This window comes from Enterococcus sp., assembly GCF_022711995.1.
In the GTDB taxonomy this organism is placed as follows: domain Bacteria; phylum Bacillota; class Bacilli; order Lactobacillales; family Enterococcaceae; genus Enterococcus_D.
This window is the reverse complement of record NZ_JALAHI010000103.1, coordinates 18,714-34,950: the sequence shown is the minus strand read 5'-3', so window position 1 is coordinate 34,950 and position 16,237 is coordinate 18,714. Positions and strand designations below refer to the sequence as shown.

At 40.8% G+C, this 16,237-nt stretch carries 17 protein-coding genes; 10 read left to right on the top strand and 7 right to left on the bottom strand.

The window, feature by feature from the left end; genetic code table 11:
* Positions 1 to 485: 485 nt before the first annotated feature.
* Positions 486 to 866 carry a PH domain-containing protein gene (locus Q0A12_RS10090; protein WP_291292524.1) on the bottom strand — a complete coding sequence of 127 codons (381 nt, stop codon included), beginning with the start codon at positions 864 to 866 and terminating at the stop codon, positions 486 to 488.
* Between the two features lie 1,217 nt (positions 867 to 2,083).
* Positions 2,084 to 2,446: a helix-turn-helix domain-containing protein gene (locus tag Q0A12_RS10085; RefSeq protein ID WP_291292523.1), complete on the bottom strand. Its 363-nt coding sequence runs from the start codon at positions 2,444 to 2,446 to the stop codon at positions 2,084 to 2,086.
* Between the two features lie 73 nt (positions 2,447 to 2,519).
* Here Q0A12_RS10085 and Q0A12_RS10080 point away from each other — a divergent pair, with 73 nt between their 5' ends.
* Positions 2,520 to 3,689 (top strand): alpha/beta hydrolase, encoded by a 1,170-nt coding sequence (locus Q0A12_RS10080; RefSeq protein ID WP_291292522.1) that lies wholly within the window; start codon positions 2,520 to 2,522, stop codon positions 3,687 to 3,689.
* 86 nt (positions 3,690 to 3,775) lie between these two features.
* Here Q0A12_RS10080 and Q0A12_RS10075 read toward each other — a convergent pair whose 3' ends face one another.
* Positions 3,776 to 4,027: a helix-turn-helix transcriptional regulator gene (locus tag Q0A12_RS10075; RefSeq protein ID WP_291292521.1), complete on the bottom strand. Its 252-nt coding sequence runs from the start codon at positions 4,025 to 4,027 to the stop codon at positions 3,776 to 3,778.
* 175 nt (positions 4,028 to 4,202) lie between these two features.
* Between Q0A12_RS10075 and Q0A12_RS10070 the strand changes: the two genes are divergently transcribed.
* Both Q0A12_RS10070 and Q0A12_RS10065 read left to right on the top strand, forming a co-directional pair.
* A complete protein-coding gene (locus tag Q0A12_RS10070; RefSeq protein WP_291292520.1) occupies positions 4,203 to 4,475 on the top strand; it encodes a hypothetical protein in 273 nt (90 codons plus the stop codon).
* A 10-nt stretch (positions 4,476 to 4,485) separates the two neighbouring features.
* Positions 4,486 to 5,421, top strand: a complete 936-nt coding sequence (locus Q0A12_RS10065) for a LacI family DNA-binding transcriptional regulator (protein ID WP_291292519.1) — start codon at positions 4,486 to 4,488, stop codon at positions 5,419 to 5,421.
* Between the two features lie 27 nt (positions 5,422 to 5,448).
* Here the strand turns inward: Q0A12_RS10065 and Q0A12_RS10060 are convergent, their stop codons facing one another.
* Complete coding sequence (locus Q0A12_RS10060) at positions 5,449 to 6,210, bottom strand: MerR family transcriptional regulator (RefSeq protein WP_291292518.1); 762 nt, start codon at positions 6,208 to 6,210, stop codon at positions 5,449 to 5,451.
* Positions 6,211 to 6,321: 111 nt separating this feature from the next.
* Between Q0A12_RS10060 and Q0A12_RS10055 the strand changes: the two genes are divergently transcribed.
* The 5 genes from Q0A12_RS10055 (at position 6,322) to Q0A12_RS10035 (ending at position 12,186) form a co-directional block, all read left to right on the top strand.
* Positions 6,322 to 7,200 carry an HAD-IIB family hydrolase gene (locus tag Q0A12_RS10055; protein ID WP_291292517.1) on the top strand — a complete coding sequence of 293 codons (879 nt, stop codon included), beginning with the start codon at positions 6,322 to 6,324 and terminating at the stop codon, positions 7,198 to 7,200.
* Positions 7,187 to 7,540, top strand: coding sequence for a DUF1827 family protein (locus Q0A12_RS10050; protein ID WP_291292516.1), 354 nt, complete (start codon positions 7,187 to 7,189; stop codon positions 7,538 to 7,540). The genes Q0A12_RS10055 and Q0A12_RS10050 overlap by 14 nt, the downstream gene beginning before the upstream one ends.
* Positions 7,541 to 7,734: 194 nt before the next feature.
* Complete coding sequence (locus Q0A12_RS10045; RefSeq protein ID WP_291292515.1) at positions 7,735 to 9,201, top strand: nicotinate phosphoribosyltransferase; 1,467 nt, start codon at positions 7,735 to 7,737, stop codon at positions 9,199 to 9,201.
* Between the two features lie 57 nt (positions 9,202 to 9,258).
* Entirely contained in the window at positions 9,259 to 10,083 is an 825-nt protein-coding gene (gene nadE / locus Q0A12_RS10040) for an ammonia-dependent NAD(+) synthetase (RefSeq protein ID WP_291292514.1), read from the top strand.
* A gap of 282 nt (positions 10,084 to 10,365) precedes the next feature.
* Entirely contained in the window at positions 10,366 to 12,186 is a 1,821-nt protein-coding gene (locus tag Q0A12_RS10035; protein WP_291292513.1) for an LTA synthase family protein, read from the top strand.
* Positions 12,187 to 12,414: 228 nt separating this feature from the next.
* On the opposite strand, the gene Q0A12_RS10030 is transcribed toward Q0A12_RS10035, so the two are convergent.
* Both Q0A12_RS10030 and nrdI read right to left on the bottom strand, forming a co-directional pair.
* Complete coding sequence (locus Q0A12_RS10030) at positions 12,415 to 14,061, bottom strand: DNA mismatch repair protein MutS (RefSeq protein ID WP_291292512.1); 1,647 nt, start codon at positions 14,059 to 14,061, stop codon at positions 12,415 to 12,417.
* Positions 14,062 to 14,111: 50 nt separating this feature from the next.
* Positions 14,112 to 14,546 carry a class Ib ribonucleoside-diphosphate reductase assembly flavoprotein NrdI gene (gene nrdI / locus Q0A12_RS10025; protein WP_291292511.1) on the bottom strand — a complete coding sequence of 145 codons (435 nt, stop codon included), beginning with the start codon at positions 14,544 to 14,546 and terminating at the stop codon, positions 14,112 to 14,114.
* A 124-nt stretch (positions 14,547 to 14,670) separates the two neighbouring features.
* Between nrdI and Q0A12_RS10020 the strand changes: the two genes are divergently transcribed.
* Positions 14,671 to 15,036: a VOC family protein gene (locus tag Q0A12_RS10020; RefSeq protein ID WP_291292526.1), complete on the top strand. Its 366-nt coding sequence runs from the start codon at positions 14,671 to 14,673 to the stop codon at positions 15,034 to 15,036.
* A gap of 94 nt (positions 15,037 to 15,130) precedes the next feature.
* Positions 15,131 to 15,697 (top strand): N-acetyltransferase, encoded by a 567-nt coding sequence (locus tag Q0A12_RS10015; protein ID WP_291292510.1) that lies wholly within the window; start codon positions 15,131 to 15,133, stop codon positions 15,695 to 15,697.
* Between the two features lie 5 nt (positions 15,698 to 15,702).
* Here the strand turns inward: Q0A12_RS10015 and Q0A12_RS10010 are convergent, their stop codons facing one another.
* Positions 15,703 to 16,224: a hypothetical protein gene (locus Q0A12_RS10010; protein ID WP_291292509.1), complete on the bottom strand. Its 522-nt coding sequence runs from the start codon at positions 16,222 to 16,224 to the stop codon at positions 15,703 to 15,705.
* Positions 16,225 to 16,237 lie beyond the last annotated feature (13 nt).

The following is a 16,237-nucleotide window of genomic DNA, read 5'->3' as shown; positions in this document are numbered from 1 at the left end:
CGATTAAATTTATTTGATGTAGAAGCATGATTTGAAAATATTTTGATGTAACAACGGAGCCTTTTAAGGCTTCTTTTTTTTATGATTGGAAGGTGAGTAAAACAGAAAAAGCAACGGAATTTCTTCAAAAATCTAGCGACTGGATTCAAGATGCAACTTTATTTAGCAATTTATTTAAATGGATAAGTGAAAGTTGGATCGAGGGACTATTTAAATTGGGTGCTGGAGTGGAAGATATCTTGGATTAAGTGTTTAAGGTATTTGGATTTTCTGATAATGGGACAATCAGGCAAATATACAAGCATGCGTTCACATCTCTAATCGATTCAATGCAAAAAGCCGCTGATTGGTTCATCACAAGCATACGCTATCGATGGACCAATCAGCGGTCATTTTTTGCAGATAGACCAAGGATATCTGCGAGGCTTTAGCGAAATAAGGGGAGTACCCACCTTCTGGCAGCTAAGCAAGAAGATTTAGTTGTTCTATTTCAAGATAGCTGCTGCTAAGGCTTGCTGAATTTGGGTAATGCTTTTATCTTTTTTGAATTGCAAGTCTAGCGCTGGTTCAACAGCACCGGAAATCCATATTTTTAATTCAGCGTCCAAATCAAAATGTCCAGCTGTTTCTACACTGAATCGAGAGATACTTTTATAAGGAAATGTTTTGTAATCCACTTTTTTGCCGGTGATGCCTTGTTTATCAACCACGATCAAGCGGTAATCCGTAAAGACGATTAAGTCTCTTACTAATTTGAAGGCTAGATCGATGTTTTCATTTGGTATTAACACCATGGATAACTCTTTTTTTACCTCTTCATGATTTACGTCTGTTGCATTGCCTAAGATACCATCAAATAATCCCACGTTCATTCACTCCTAAATTTATTCTTTTTACATGTGTTTACCCACTCTAACTGGAAAATCGATTTTCCTGCTTTGAGTCGTATCGCAGGTGACCTTTACAAAGTGACAGATCACTTACTAATTGGATCATTGTCTTCTAACATCTTATTCTTGAATAGCTGGTCTTCTGAAAATAGAATGACTTGAGTCTAATGTTTTGCCATTTTCACTTCAAACGAAGAAGAATTTTTACCTTTCATAAGGGGAGGCATTGCTACCATTTTTGAGCCATCTCCGCAGTAAAGCAACCCTCTTTCAATGTTTTCTCTATGAAAGCTTTTCCGGGAAATACCCGCTTCATCTGGAGGAGGTTGCTTTAGACTTAGAAAAGAATACCAATCGTTTTGATAGTGATATGTTTCACGAATGTTTTCAAGGACCTTACTCGATTTAAGAGAACATTTCCAGCATTGTGAACCTAAATAATTCTCAAAAGAATTAGAAAGTTTGCGTAATTTTTTTCTATTTGCTCGTAAGAACTAGAATCCAAATGAATACCTGTAAGGATTCAGAAGTTGCACTTCCTAGGACTGGCTACTTTTTATATACCACAGAAGATACCTTGGGGTGATTTCCTCATATCTATACCCTCAAAGATTATCTCAGACATGGGTCTGCCCGGAGCTGTAGCTGCTTTATTTAGCCATCAAATTGAAATCGCTTGCTATTCAATAAAAACTAAAAATAACGATGTTTTTGACAAAAATAGTATAACATAATAAATGACAGCCGTCATGTTGCTATTTGAAGTTAATGGTTAGTAGATACTGTGAAAAATGAAAAAACATTTTAGCAGATTTTTCTGATAGAGGAGAAAGCTTTTTTGTTGGCGTGCCAATTGCTGAATCTTTGGTTGCTAAAAATGAATCGCTGCATTTGGCCTAATAAGTAAGCAATGTTTTAGTGAATCGCTTCTTCAATCGCTTTTTCATTGGGTTCTTCAAGACTCGAATCGGAGGACCAGTAAGCTTTCAGTAGAATTTCGAGTCCGCTTGAGGAATAAGTTTGGAATTTTCACAAGGAATCCTAGAGGAAAGACAAAATAATTTTGCTAGAAGAGAAATCTGGAAAGTGAAATTAGCTGCGATGATCGAAGCCTTCGAAGCTGTAATCCAGCAGATAAAAAATAGTCATGTTAACAACCTAAAACCTAATGGCTGTTTTTCATTATCCGCCAGTCATTTTGGGGTGGTGTTTGCTTCCCAACGTCTACGATTTTCAATGATCTCGGCTTCATTGTCTCTTAGCCAGGCTTTAATAGTGTCCAAGATAAATAAGCTGCTTTTACCCAAATCAGACAAATGATAATACACAGGGAATCCGTTCGATGTCTGACCTTCTTTTTCAATGATGCCATAAGACAATAAATTCGCTAAGTTTTCCGTCAACACTTTTCTAGAAATACCAGACATTTCTCGTTCTAAATCTGCAAAGTTGCGAGGCTTTTCTGCTAAAAGAATCAAAATAAAGGGGGCCCATTTGCCTAAGAGTGGCAATGCCAATTCTCGTAGCCTTAAATCATCTGCTTTCTTATTATGCACTTTAAAGTAACCTCTTTTTCTGTTTAAATTTCCTTTTTATAATTATAGCATATAGAAGAAATGGGGAATGACGATGAAAAAACACTTTTTTAACTGCTTTGAGTTTGAATTTGAAGCAACAAGGTTACTTTGGTATGCGGCAAGTGGCGGATCAGATTATGGGGAAGTTTCGACAACGACGGAAAAAATCATCGATGGAAATTATGAATCCTGGTATCAAGAGTGGTTCAAGATTGCTCAAAAAATTGAACAACAGGCGGTGAACTATTCTCGTTTTACGAAAGCGAAGAGCTATCTACGAGCGAGCAGGTATTATCAAGCGGCGGAATTTTTCCTCCCACCAAAGGATGCACGGAAAAAGTACGTCTATCAAAAGTCGATCGAATTGTTCTATCAGGGGCTGGACCTGCAAGAAACCAACTATTTCATGGAGAAGATTGATTATCGGCAGGCAAAGATGCGAACCGTTTTTTTTCCAACGGCTGAAAAATCCAAAGGCACACTTTTTGTTTGCGGTGGTTTTGACGCCTTGCTGGAAGAGTTATATTTTACCAATGTTCAAGCTGGTTTGGATAATGGGTATGATGTTGTGCTTTATGAAGGTCCTGGTCAGTCGGATATGATTCGAAACTATCAGCTGGTTTTTGAAGAAAATTGGCATGACGTGGCTAGTCAAGTGGTGCAATATTATTGCGAAACCTATGGTCTTTCTGGTCTAAAAGTCGGCATTGGCTTATCACTAGGGGGCTTGTTGGTTTCCCGAGGGGCGAGTTTAGACCCAACTCTTTTCGATAAAATCGTCCTCTACAACTATTTTCCGTCTATGGTTGATTCGTTTAAAAAAGCGATTCCCAAAGTGCTTCATCGCTATCTGGAGCAAGGCTTTCCCAACTCACTTGAAAAAATTTGTTCGAGTTATATTTCAAGAAAGAAGTTTTTAAACTGGCAAATCGAACATGCGAAATGGACCTTTGGTGCGACTTCTTTGAATGGCTTGCTAGAAAAATGCAGCAAATTCAACGAACAGATAGCTTTAGAGGCGTTGCAGACGGATACATTGATCCTTTTAGCAGAAAACGAAAATTATTATGATTATCGCCTGGGACAAAACTTTTATGAAAAAATTCCGGCAAAAAATAAGAAGTTGATTTTATTTAATAAAATCAACTCCGTTTCAGATTTACATTGTCAAAATGGCGCCAGTTATGCGTCAAATGAGTCCATTTTTGACTGGCTCCATTGAATGGATGAGACCTACTGCTTGTAGTCACAAACACAAGGACCTTCAATCAGGGCGATACCGCATTCTTTGCTGGATATGAGGGATCCTTAGGACAGCGGGTACCGGTGCATCCCTTCGGTTTGACCTAAAAGGTAGTCCACGGAAACATCATAAAAGGCAGCAAGATGCAAAATCGTTATAATGTCTGGCAGACGATCACCAGCTTCGTAGTCCAGATAGTCCTTCAATGATACATCGATTTGCTGCGATACCTCTTTTTGCGTCAATGCCTGTCCTTCTCGCAAAAATTTGAATCGGCAACGCAATGTATCCAATAAAAAAGCTTCTTCTAAAGTCAATTTGCGTTCCTCCTCGAGTGAAAAGTAGATATTGAATTTAGGCTACTCTTTCATTGTAACAACATTTTAAGAATAAGCGAAATGATTCACAACCTGTGTGGCGAAAAATGAAACAAAGTGCTTGCTCTGGTACGCGTTTCATAGATTATTCTATTGATGAAAGGAGCGGATAAAGATGCACACATATATGGAAGTAAAGGGAAATAATGGGGTACAACACAGCTATGTTTCATTGACAGTTGATGGAACTTCCTTGGTTCTCACGAAGCCTAAGGGGTTTTACCAAGAGAAAGTGGCACAAATCCCACTTGCAGAAATGAAACATCTCGTACAGGATGAACATTTTGGCGCACAACGAATTAGTTTCATTTATCAGAATGATTACTATCAATTTTATGAATGCGGCGCAAGTGTGATAGACTATATGAAAGAACAATTATTTGTCTAAGGAGAAACCCATGGCGAACATTCGAGATATTGCTAAGTTGACAGGGTATTCGGTTTCAACGATTTCACGAGTTATCAATAATAATCCTTACGTGGATGAGAAGAAGCGGCAGGAGATCTTGCGAGTGATGGAACAAGTAAACTACATTCCGAATCATACTGCACGAGTGTTGAGCTCAGGAAAGACCAAGAATATCGGTGTGATTTTGCCATTTGTCAATCATCCTTATTTCGATGCCCTGCTAAGCGGCATTACTACGAGTGCTTTTTCTCGCGGCTATAAGGTGACCTTGCTGCCAACACGCTATGAACCTGCCATGGAAGAAGAATACTTACAGGAATTTGCTGCTAAAGAGTTTGATGCGCTGATCGTCACATCAAGAGCGAATCCGCTAGAAAAACTCTTACCGTACCGCGCCTATGGCCGCATGGTTTTTTGTGAAAAAATCGATTCTGTTGCGGATGGTTGTACTTATATTGATCGGGAGCAATCCATTCGGGAAGTGTTTGCTTATTTTAAAGAGAATGGGATCGAACGAATTGGGATCACGCTTGGAAGAAGCCGTACGTTGAGCAGTAATTCAAAAATTACAGTCCGCTTATGCAAGGAGTATTTTCCTGCATTTACGGAAGAAATGATTTTTTGGGATTGTTTAACGGAAGAAGATGGAAGTGAGGCAGCTGCTTTTTTCGCGGATAAACAGGTGCAAGCGATTTTTACCAATGGGGATCGGGTAGCAGCGGGAATCAAGTTAGCTGCACCGGCTGAACTGCTGGTCATCGGGAGAGACAATTTGTTTATTAGTGAAGTGCTTCAATTCTCGACCATCGACTACCACTTGCATGAATGTGGGGAAATGGCGTTGAAATTGGCGATCCAAGAAGAAACAGGGTCCATTCGGATTCCTTATACCTTTATCAAGCGAAGAGGACTTGCGCCCACCTAATGCGGCTCAAGTCCTCTTTGTTGGTGATTAGTCTGCGTAATGAGCGATAACGGCTTGCAGACAGGCAGCTGCGCCTTCACCAGCCTTTTGGTCATAATAAGCAGTAAAACGGGCGTCTTGGATGTACATTTCACCTAAGCTGCGATGGTAATCAGCGGAATAAAAGGGGGCTGCTTCTTGCAGCCATTTTTTGTGCAGCTGGAAGACGGTTTGCGCCAAATCGGTCGTTACATCAAAGGGTTGGCTTACCAACTGTTTCAATGCTTCAAAAAGGTCATTTTCGGTTTGCTGCAATTCCTGATAAGTGTCAAAGGACATGTTCTGCCATTTTTGGTTGCTTTCTTCGACTACTTTTTCTCCGTAGGCGGCACGAATCTCTTCGCCGTAAGCTTCTTCATTGGCTGCGAGTTTTTGTTGTTTAAAATAAGCAAATTTTTCTTCATCTGACATTTTCTGTTCTCCTTCATAATAAGTGATGGTCTGGGCTAATGTTGTCAACAAGCGATCTAGTGCTGCCCGTTCCCGCGACAATCGGTGATAGTGGGCCACCAGCAAAGATTGAACATCTTGTTTTGGATCATCCAGTAAGTGACGAATTTCTTCTAGGGGTAGGCCAAAGGATTTAAAGTACAAAATCTGCTGAAGCCGGTCTACCTGCTGAAGACCATAGATTCGATAGCCAGCTGAATTGACTCTTGCGGGTTTGAGTAAGCCGATCTGATCGTAATAGCGCAATGTGCGGCTGCTGACGCCGGAGATTTTAGCCAGTGCTGTTATACTATATTCCAAATTTCCCCCTCCTTACCTTCTCATGATAAAGTTTTACGTAACGTCAATGTCAATAAAAATTTTTTGCATCCTCAAATTATGTTATAATTATAACAAAGAAAGGAAGATTCGATGCAAATAGTTTTTTCCGATATAGACGGGACATTTCAGGAAATGGGTCAACCAGTTCCAGAGATCAATAAAACAGCGATCAACCAGTTGCAAGCACAAGGGGATCATTTCGTTTTTGTGACTGGACGAGGGTATGACTTAGTGGAAGCACTGATGATCGAAGAGGGCATTTCTTGTGATGTCATCTTTGGCAATGGAGCAGGGCTAAAATTAGAAGGACAAGCACCAATATTAGCGAATTGCTTGCCTTTGTCCACCTTAGAAACGGTGACTAAGATTCTTGAAAATGAAAATATTTTTTATTTCTTGCATACCGATCAAGGGGTTATCTGCAAAGACCCTAAGAATTATCAAGAACACATGACGGCTTTGACCCATAAATTAGTATCAGATCTCGGCGATAGAGGAACGATGATCGCTGAATATAAGCAGGATTACTTTTTAAATGCGTGCATTCATGCACAAGACCTTTTGGCTTACATCAAGGAGCGACCGACGATCAATGTTCTCAAGATCGAACTCATGGAAGCTTCTGATGAAAAGATCGAACAGTTACGGATTCTGCTGCAGTCAGAACCAGTCAGCGCCTTTCAATCCTTTGTTCAAACGTTGGAAGTAGTTGATCCTTTAGCAACAAAAGGGGCTGCGATCACAAATTTCATGAAGGCTTTTCCAAATGCCAAAAGTTTTGGGATCGGTGACGGTGAAAATGATTTAGCTATGTTTGAAACCGTCGATGTTTCTGTTGCAGTGGCGAATGCCAGTGAAGCAATTCGTACAGTGTGTGATCGTACTATCCCAAGTGCCGCAGCAGGCGGAGTTGGCCAATTTATCATGGATGAATTAATACGAGAGGATGTTGTATATGAAACTGATTGAAACACCTGTTAACCAAAATCTAAACTTGGAGACATTTTATCCAGTTATTTCGAAATATATTTTTGATAATGTTGCCATCAAATATTACAAACTGTATTCGCTTGATCGTACACAAGTCATGTATGTCGATACCTTTGATAAAATCACGTTAGTCTTGATCAACAATAAGAAAAAAATCAGCAAAAATGAAGTGGATACTGCGATTCATCGTTTATTGAAAGTCGATCGCAAAGATGTCACAGTGGATGTAAATGTCCGCAAAAAAATGGAAGCAGCAGGGATCTCATTTTTGAGACCCCGCAAAGATATCATCCGCGTTGATTACGTTGTGAATCAATAAGAGGCTGGTGACATAAGTCAAAAGAAGACAGACTATCCGAAACAGAGGTGTCGGCTGCAGACCCGCCTCTTGCTAGGATCGTTTGTTTTCACGATTTATGCCGCAGGCTCTTTTTTTGAAGAAAAAACACGAAATTCTTTCTTTTTTTCTTTTTTTGCTATAATAAGAAGAAGTAAGTATGAGGGAGCAAAACAATGCAAAAATTATTTAAAGATGATAGTTTCACTTTGCATACGGATCTTTATCAGATCAATATGATGCAAACCTATTGGGAATTAGGCCGGGCGGATTTGAATGCGGTCTTTGAGTGTTATTTCCGCGAAATGCCTTTTGAAAATGGTTATGCCATCTTTGCTGGGTTGGAACGCTTAGTCGATTATTTGAACAATTTGACTTTTTCAGATACTGATATCGATTATTTAAGAGAAATCGGCGGCTATCCGGAAGCTTTTTTGGATTATTTAAAAGAATTCAAATTTGCTTGTACGGTTCGTTCCGCATTAGAAGGCGATCTGGTTTTCAATAATGAACCGATCATTCAAGTTGAAGGGCCTTTGGCACAGGCGCAATTGATTGAAACAGCTTTACTGAACATGGTCAATTTTCAAACGCTGATTGCCACAAAAGCTGCCCGTATCAAATCGGTGATCGGTGATGATCCTTTATTAGAATTTGGGTCTCGTCGTGCACAAGAATTGGATGCAGCCATTTGGGGTACTCGAGCAGCGTATATCGGTGGTGCTGGAGCGACAAGTAATGTTCGAGCAGCTAAAATCTTCGGGATTCCTGCAAGTGGAACCCACGCCCATTCTCTCGTGCAATCTTATGGTAATGACTATGATGCCTTTATGGCGTATGCCAAGACCCACAAAGATTGTGTCTTTTTAGTCGATACCTATGATACTTTACGCTTAGGTGTTCCGAATGCGATTCGTGTCGCCAAAGAATTAGGGGATCAGATCAACTTTTTAGGGGTACGGATCGATAGTGGAGATATGGCTTATATTTCTAAAAAGGTTAGAGAACAATTGGATGAGGCTGGTTTTACCGAGGCTAAGATCTACGCGTCGAATGATTTGGATGAAAGTACCATCTTGAGTCTGAAGATGCAAAAAGCGAAAATCGATGTTTGGGGTGTCGGCACAAAATTGATCACCGCCTATGATCAACCAGCGTTGGGTGCTGTCTACAAATTAGTCTCGATTGAAAACGAACAAGGCGAAATGATCGATACGATCAAATTATCAGGAAATGCAGAGAAAGTTTCTACACCAGGGAAAAAACAAGTCTGGCGCATCACACGCAAAAAAGATGGTAAGTCTGAAGGGGACTATATTACTCTCTGGGAAGAAAATCCGCAAGCAGAAAATGAATTATTCATGTTCCACCCAGTCCACACCTTTATCAATAAAACAGTGACCGACTTTGATGCTCGGCCTTTACTCCAAGATATTTTTGTTGAGGGGAAACAAGTTTATCAAATGCCGGATCTTGAACATATCAAAGCCTATGCTACAAATTGTTTGGATTCATTGTGGGATGAGTACAAGCGGGATTTGAATCCGCAAAAATACCCAGTGGATCTTTCCCAAGAATGCTGGAATCATAAAATGCGGACGATCGAGAAAGTCCGCGGACAAATCAAGACAGAAGTCATTTGATTGGGCTTTATCAATAAATAATGTGCCGATCTTCAAAAAAAATTAGGAGGCGTTTCTATGACATTGCAACAAGAGATCATTCAAGAATTAGGCGTAGTTCCATCAATTGACGCGAAAGCAGAGATCCGGAAGAGTATTGAATTTTTAAAAGCCTATCTTCAAAAAAATCCGTTTTTGAAGACATTTGTTTTAGGAATCAGTGGGGGACAAGATTCAACGTTGGCTGGTCGATTGGCTCAGTTGACGATGGAAGAAATGCGCAGCGAAACCAGTGATCCCAATTATCAGTTCATTGCGATCCGCTTACCTTATGGAGAACAGGCGGATGAAGAAGATGCCAAAAAAGCCATCGAATTTATCAAACCGGACATTACCCTCCGGGTCAATATCAAAGCAGCAGTTGATGCGCAAGTGGCCGCTGTAGAAGAAGCTGGTCTGGCGATTTCCGATTTTAATAAAGGCAATATCAAGGCACGGCAGCGAATGATCACCCAGTATGCCGTTGCTGGAGAAAAAGCGGGCGCAGTTCTAGGAACTGACCATGCTGCTGAAAATATCACGGGATTCTTTACGAAATTCGGTGATGGTGGGGCTGACCTTTTGCCGCTGTTTCGTTTGAACAAACGTCAAGGGCGTCAATTGTTGCAAGAATTAGGAGCGCCGGAAGCACTCTATCAAAAAGTGCCTACTGCTGATTTGGAAGATGGCAAACCAATGATCGCTGATGAAGTCGCGCTAGGTGTGACCTATGATGAGATCGATGATTACTTGGAAGGAAAGACCGTTTCACCAAATGCGCAACAAACGATTGAAAATTGGTGGCGCAAAACGCAACATAAACGGCATTTGCCTATATCCATTTTCGATGATTTCTGGAAATAGCCAAGTGGTGCTGATTTTTTAACACCATTAGGACAAACGAATCAAACAAACACCCGATCAATTGAAAAATGCCTTCTGTCAAACAATCACCTTGCTGGTAAGCCACAAGGTGTCACAGGACAGCATAGATTGTTCGGGTCTTTTTGTGCCTTTTTCCGGTCTTGATGAAACGACACAGCTAGTAAAGAGTTAAAAATCAACCAAAAATGGTATGGACACTTTACATTCTAAATAGCAAAGCATAAAATACAAACTATCGTTAGAAAAGGAGGGATATCCTTCGTGAAAATAAAGATTCACCCCTATTTGAAGGTGGGATTAAAAGGGATCGCTAGTTTGCTTTTAATTGTCTTTAGCAATCTCTATCTGCAGTGGTGCCAAAATAACCTATCTGTCGATTTAGCCCTGAAATTTGCTTTTTCTTGGCACACGGAAAAATTTTTCTTAGCTTGTCTGGTGCTGCTGCTTTTCTATGGTCTATTGGCAAGTATTGCCGGATCGATTGGTGCTGGAGCCCTGTTTTATAGTATTGTGATTGGGATCTTGGGTTATGCCAATTACCTCAAAATGGCTTACCGTCAAGAACCCATCTACCCCGATGACTTGAAGATGGTTACACAGTTTGATCTGTTGCATACGATGATCGGAACCGGACCTTTCGTTTTAGCTATCTTGTGCATATTGGTCGCCCTGGCAGCAATTATCTGGAGCATTTACCGCAGCCGCAAGTTATCAAAGCAGCAACAACTGCTGCGAGGTATGATATTACTAGTATGTACGGCAGGTTTAGTTTATGTATCTCATTTTAATGATAGCAATAATTTGCTTAGAAAAGCATACAATAGAACGGCATTATGGATTCCTTATTCACAAAAAATGAACTACTATAATACCGGCTTTATCGGTGGGTTTCTCTTTAATCTGCGAGTGGATGCAATGGAGAAACCTGCGGACTATTCTGAAGCGAAGATGAAAGAAATTGCCAAAAAATATACCGAAAAAGCAGCGGAAATCAATAAAGATCGGGATCAAGAAGCACCAAATATCGTTTACGTCATGAGCGAAAGTTTTTCTGATCCCAGCCATCTAAAAGGACTGACGATCACCGGAGATCCGTTAAAGGATTACTATGCGGTAGCCGATCAAACCATCAGTGGTAAGATGCTGTCGCAAAATTATGGCGGCGGAACGGCAAATATTGAATTTGAAGCATTGACTAGTTTTTCCATGGGGCTGTTGAATCCGCAAATGACGACGCCCTACACGATGCTGGTTCCTAAATTATCTCAACTGCCTTCTGTGGTCTCGTATTTACAAAAGCAAGGCTATGACGCCACAGCGATCCACCCCTATGATACATCGATGTACAAACGTAAGGATGTCTATAACGTGATGGGATTCCAAACCTTTTTGGATCAAGACACCATGACTTACACCGACAAGATCGAGAACAATCCTTATATTTCAGATGCTTCGGCTTACAAAGAAGTTCTTTCCCTGTTAGCAGATGATCAAAAACCGCAATTCGTTCATTTAGTGACGATGCAGACTCATATGCCTTATGAGGGGAAATACACTACCTTGAATTATCAAGCAAGCGGGGATGGGAACATGACTGCTCTTGAAAATTATTTGCAAGATGTGTCTTACAGCAGCACAGCATTGAAAAACTTTATCCAGCAATTGAAACAACTGAATCGAAGGACATTAGTCGTTTTCTGGGGGGATCACTTGCCGGGGATCTACTCGGATGCCATCAAAGAACAAAATGAGACTGCTACATTACATGAAACACAGTTTTTGATGGTGGATTCGGAGGGCACTTTCTCAAATGAGACGGTGCCGGTAACGAGTCCCTTCTACTTTGCTCCTAATGTGCTGAATGAAAGCCAACAACCAATCAATGGATTTTACGCGTTGCTGCTGGCACTGCAAGAAAAGTTACCAGCCTTTGAAAATGGGCAGTATTATCAAGGCGAACAGTGGCGCAGTGAACTTAGTTTGGATGCCGAGTCCAAAGAACTCTATGAAGCGTATCAGCTGATCCAGTATGACATTTTACAAGGAAAACAATATAGTTTACAGACAGATTTATTTGGCTAGAACAACCATAAAGAAAGCTGTGAGAAAAGAAGTCACGAAGAACCAACTGGCATTGTCCTCAGTGCCAGTGGTCCTCAATACACTTCTTTTTCTCACAGCTTTTTTGTTTATGACGAAGTTTGGATCAATGAAACAGTTTTTATTTAGAACAGTTTTGATTTGCGGTGAAACTTTCTTGGAAGTTTTCTATAGAAAAACCGACGGAACCATTCATTTTTTTGAGAGAGATTATAAGTCTTGCCAAGTCCGCTGTTGATTGAAATACGCTGCTTCATTTTCGGCCTGTTCAACGATGGATTTCGGATAACCCAACACCCGCAATAGCGCAATCGCATTTCGGCTTGTTGAAGGACCTTGTTTGACCTTGTAGTCAAAAGAGATGCCATCATCTGCCGTGACTTGCTCAGAAAAATGGATATTGCTGCAGTCATTTTTCAATATTTCAGTGAGCTCGATGTCGTGAGTCGCAATAAAAGCCAGACTAGGGTAGTCCCGCAGCCAGTGAATAATGCTGGCAGAAGCCGCTATCCGTTCAATCGTGTTCGTTCCTTTTAAAATCTCATCGATAAAACAATAACAGCGATCCTTTTGTTGCACTTGTTCCAATAAGCGTTTGATGGATTTGATTTCTGCAACAAAGTAGCTGTCCCCTTCAAACAAATCATCTTCTACCGCCATTGAGGTTAAGACATGACCTGGTTCCATCGTAAAGGATTCGGCAACGGCTGTTTGGATCGTTTGTGCCAGTAAGCAGTTGATCGCAATGCTTTTGACATAGGTCGACTTACCCGAAGCATTAGATCCGGTGACCAAAGTATTGGTTTGCCAATCGACATCATTCATCACCGCTTCTGTTAGAAGGGGGTGATAGGTTCCTTTTGCAGTGACTGGCCCTTTTTCGAAGGCAGGAATACAAGTGAGCGGCATATAGGTCCGGAAATTAAGGATCGCACAAGCAATCTCCAATTTACCTAATAACTCCCACAGCGCGATGGCTTGCTGGTTGTACCGAGCCAAAGCTGTGACAACGTAATGGTAAGAGATAAAGGGCAACATAAAGATAATATTGATGTATTCAAAAATCATATCGCCTTCACTGCCGTTTTTTGAACGAAACGAAACACCAAAGCGAGGAATTTTTTTCAGTGGTAGTAGTTCTTTTTGAATTTGCTCTTGTAAAGGTGTAGCGAGTTTGGCAATTTTACTGCCACAAGCCACTGTTTGAACTAAATAGCGCATACTATTGAGTTCTGTCTCCAAGGTTGCTTTTTTGATCGTATAGTAGACCGTATTAAAGAGGACACTTATCAAAATGACTGCAAGTCCTGGCACAAAACCAAAAGCCAATAAGATCAAGCCTACGATCGGCAAGCAGCCTAACAAAATGAAAACAGGCAGATTACCGATGCTTTCTTTTTTTCCTGATGCCAAATAGTTTTTGGAAAAGTTATGATCTAATTTTCCTAACTGGGCAAAGGTATATTGGGTATCTTCGCGAATTTTAGGATTGGCAGCGAAAAAGTCGATCAATGTGGTTAGCTGTTTATCAGATTTAAAGTCAAAGTTGCGTAATTGCTGATAAAGGGCTTCAGATCCCACGCTGGAGTAGGTACTATTGATCATTTCAAAAACGTCAAACAAGTCGAGATCATACCAAGTAATATCATCAATCTCGCTATCGTGAGGGTGAAAGTCCTTTTCCACCATCCAAGCTTCTTTGAGGCTTTTTTCCTTGTCAAAGCGAGGCTGGCGAGGCAGTTTTCCCCATTCTTGTTTGACTCGCTGCCGCAATTTTATGCGGTTCCAAACTTCTAATCCGATAATCACTGCAACAACGAATAAAATGATCAAGATAACCATATATTTTGCATCCATATTTTTCTCCGTTTCTAGGAGCGCAAGCGAGACCTTGCTTTGGCTCCTAATTAATCAAGGTTGGACAAGACATCGTAAATTCGCGCGATATCTTGAGTTGTTCCTCGTAGTTCAAAATCTGCTAGAAAGGGAACTTGAAATTGTTCCGCATATTGTTTGGCGGTTAAACAGTATTGATAATTGAAGTTTTTGTTGCCGCTGCCGATCACACCACGGCAAAACCGGGCATTATTGGCAAAATCGATATATTCTCGCATCGTTTCTGTCAAAATTTCTTGATCCCCATTTTCAACGCCATTGCCCCCTTCAAGATAAGTTGGCACAAACACGACGAAGGGCTCATTTTCTTCTTCAAAAATCGAATTGTCATCGATCTCCTTGACGTGCCATTCTACCGGAGATTCGGTTTGTTGTTGTGCATAATCCATTAATCGTCGAATAAATGCTCGAGTGTTTCCCGAGATTGAAATATAAAGTAGTTTCATGTCATCACCTTCCGTATTCAGTATAACAGAATCACAAGAAAATGGAGCGAGTCTTTTGTAGCCAAAGAAAGCAAAAATAGGTAAACTGAGTAGGTAGAAAAGGAGTGATTCGGTGTTTTCAGAAATGCATCATGTGGCGATCATTGCAAGTGATTATCAACAAGCAAAATCTTTCTATGTGGATAAGTTAGGATTTAAGGTGATCCGGGAACACCACCGACCCGAAAAAAAGGACACCAAGATTGACCTAGCCTTTGGTTCTTCTGAAATCGAGTTGTTTATCGTGGACCAACCACCTAAACGGGCAAGCTACCCGGAAGCTGCTGGATTACGACACTTGGCTTTTCGCGTCACAGACATTGAGAAAGTCGTAGCTGAACTTGAGGCCAAGGGAATCTCCTGTGAGCCGATTCGCTTTGACAGCTTTACGAATAAAAAAATGACTTTCTTCCAAGACCCAGACGGCCTACCATTAGAGTTGCACGAGTAAGGCAGAGGGATTCCTTCCAAGAGAAAAGGCGCTTTTTCACTTGGAATAGCCAGGAATTCCTGTTATTCTAAAGGAAATACAAGGAGGAGAAAACGTGATTAGATTTGCACAAAAAGAAGATCGGTTCGCTATGGCGAAGCTTGTCTTAGTCATTTTAAAAGATATGGAATTGCCCTTCGTAAAAGAAATAGGCGAAGAAAAAACCCTTGAGATTTTAGCCAAAGCGATGTTGGAGCCAGATTACCGTTATGGCTATACTCGAGGATTGGTCAAGGAAATCGATGGCCAAGTAGCAGGAATCGCTTTTGGTTATCCAGATAAAGATGAACCGACCATCGATGCACCTTTAACGAAGATTTTGGTTTCTTATGGTTTGGATAAGGAAATGAAATTATTTGTTGACCAAGAAACATTGCCTAATGAATGGTACTTGGATACGATTTGTGTTGACGAAAAATTCCGCGGCCAAGGCATCGGTTCAGAACTGCTAGAAGCACTACCAAAAATTGCCCAGCGAGACGGGTATACTACTATTGGTTTAAGCGTTGATAAAGCTAATCCCCATGCCAAACGTCTTTATGAACGACATGGGTTCAAAGTGGTTGCTGAACGAGAAATCAGCGGCCATCTATACGATCATATGCAAAAAGAAACCAGTTGAGGCGCTCAACTGGTTTCGTTCGTTAATCGTAACTCTAAATGTTGCTGGGACTTGCGTTTGCGATTATAAAGCCAATAATCCATGATGGCTGCGATACAAATGCAAACCGGGGCATCGTCATCGTTGGCAACATCAATGACATAATAATCGCCCGTCAATAACGTCGCTTTGTCCATTTCCATGATTTTTTTGTTGAAATGATGGATCGCATACCGATGATTATAAATATCGCCGTGGACCGCCCAATGAAGCTGTTGGATATAATAAAAATCTCCCGGCCAGTTAAATATTTTTTGCAAGGTACCGACTTTTTCAAAATCTTTGTAGATTTCAAATCGTGTGCCAAAAGTGAAACTGATTTGCTTAATACTGGCGACCAGTGTGCCATCTAAACGATAGAGGGACAGTGCATCGCCTTTAGTTCCCCAGCGCCCGACCATCAAGAATAACGATTTGCCCTTTTCGTCTTTAACGATCGTTCGCGTGATACTGCTGAGTTGTCTGTCTTGAATAAAAAATTCCGACATAGCTACGCCTCCT

Coding starts and splice junctions, on each gene's coding strand:
- Q0A12_RS10080 (WP_291292522.1), top strand. CDS start 2,520: ATGAAAAAACACTTTTTTAACTGCTTTGAGTTTGAATTTGAAGCAACA.
- Q0A12_RS10070 (WP_291292520.1), top strand. CDS start 4,203: ATGCACACATATATGGAAGTAAAGGGAAATAATGGGGTACAACACAGC.
- Q0A12_RS10065 (WP_291292519.1), top strand. CDS start 4,486: ATGGCGAACATTCGAGATATTGCTAAGTTGACAGGGTATTCGGTTTCA.
- Q0A12_RS10055 (WP_291292517.1), top strand. CDS start 6,322: ATGCAAATAGTTTTTTCCGATATAGACGGGACATTTCAGGAAATGGGT.
- Q0A12_RS10050 (WP_291292516.1), top strand. CDS start 7,187: ATGAAACTGATTGAAACACCTGTTAACCAAAATCTAAACTTGGAGACA.
- Q0A12_RS10045 (WP_291292515.1), top strand. CDS start 7,735: ATGCAAAAATTATTTAAAGATGATAGTTTCACTTTGCATACGGATCTT.
- nadE (WP_291292514.1), top strand. CDS start 9,259: ATGACATTGCAACAAGAGATCATTCAAGAATTAGGCGTAGTTCCATCA.
- Q0A12_RS10030 (WP_291292512.1), bottom strand. CDS start 14,061: ATGGATGCAAAATATATGGTTATCTTGATCATTTTATTCGTTGTTGCA.
- nrdI (WP_291292511.1), bottom strand. CDS start 14,546: ATGAAACTACTTTATATTTCAATCTCGGGAAACACTCGAGCATTTATT.
- Q0A12_RS10020 (WP_291292526.1), top strand. CDS start 14,671: ATGCATCATGTGGCGATCATTGCAAGTGATTATCAACAAGCAAAATCT.
- Q0A12_RS10010 (WP_291292509.1), bottom strand. CDS start 16,224: ATGTCGGAATTTTTTATTCAAGACAGACAACTCAGCAGTATCACGCGA.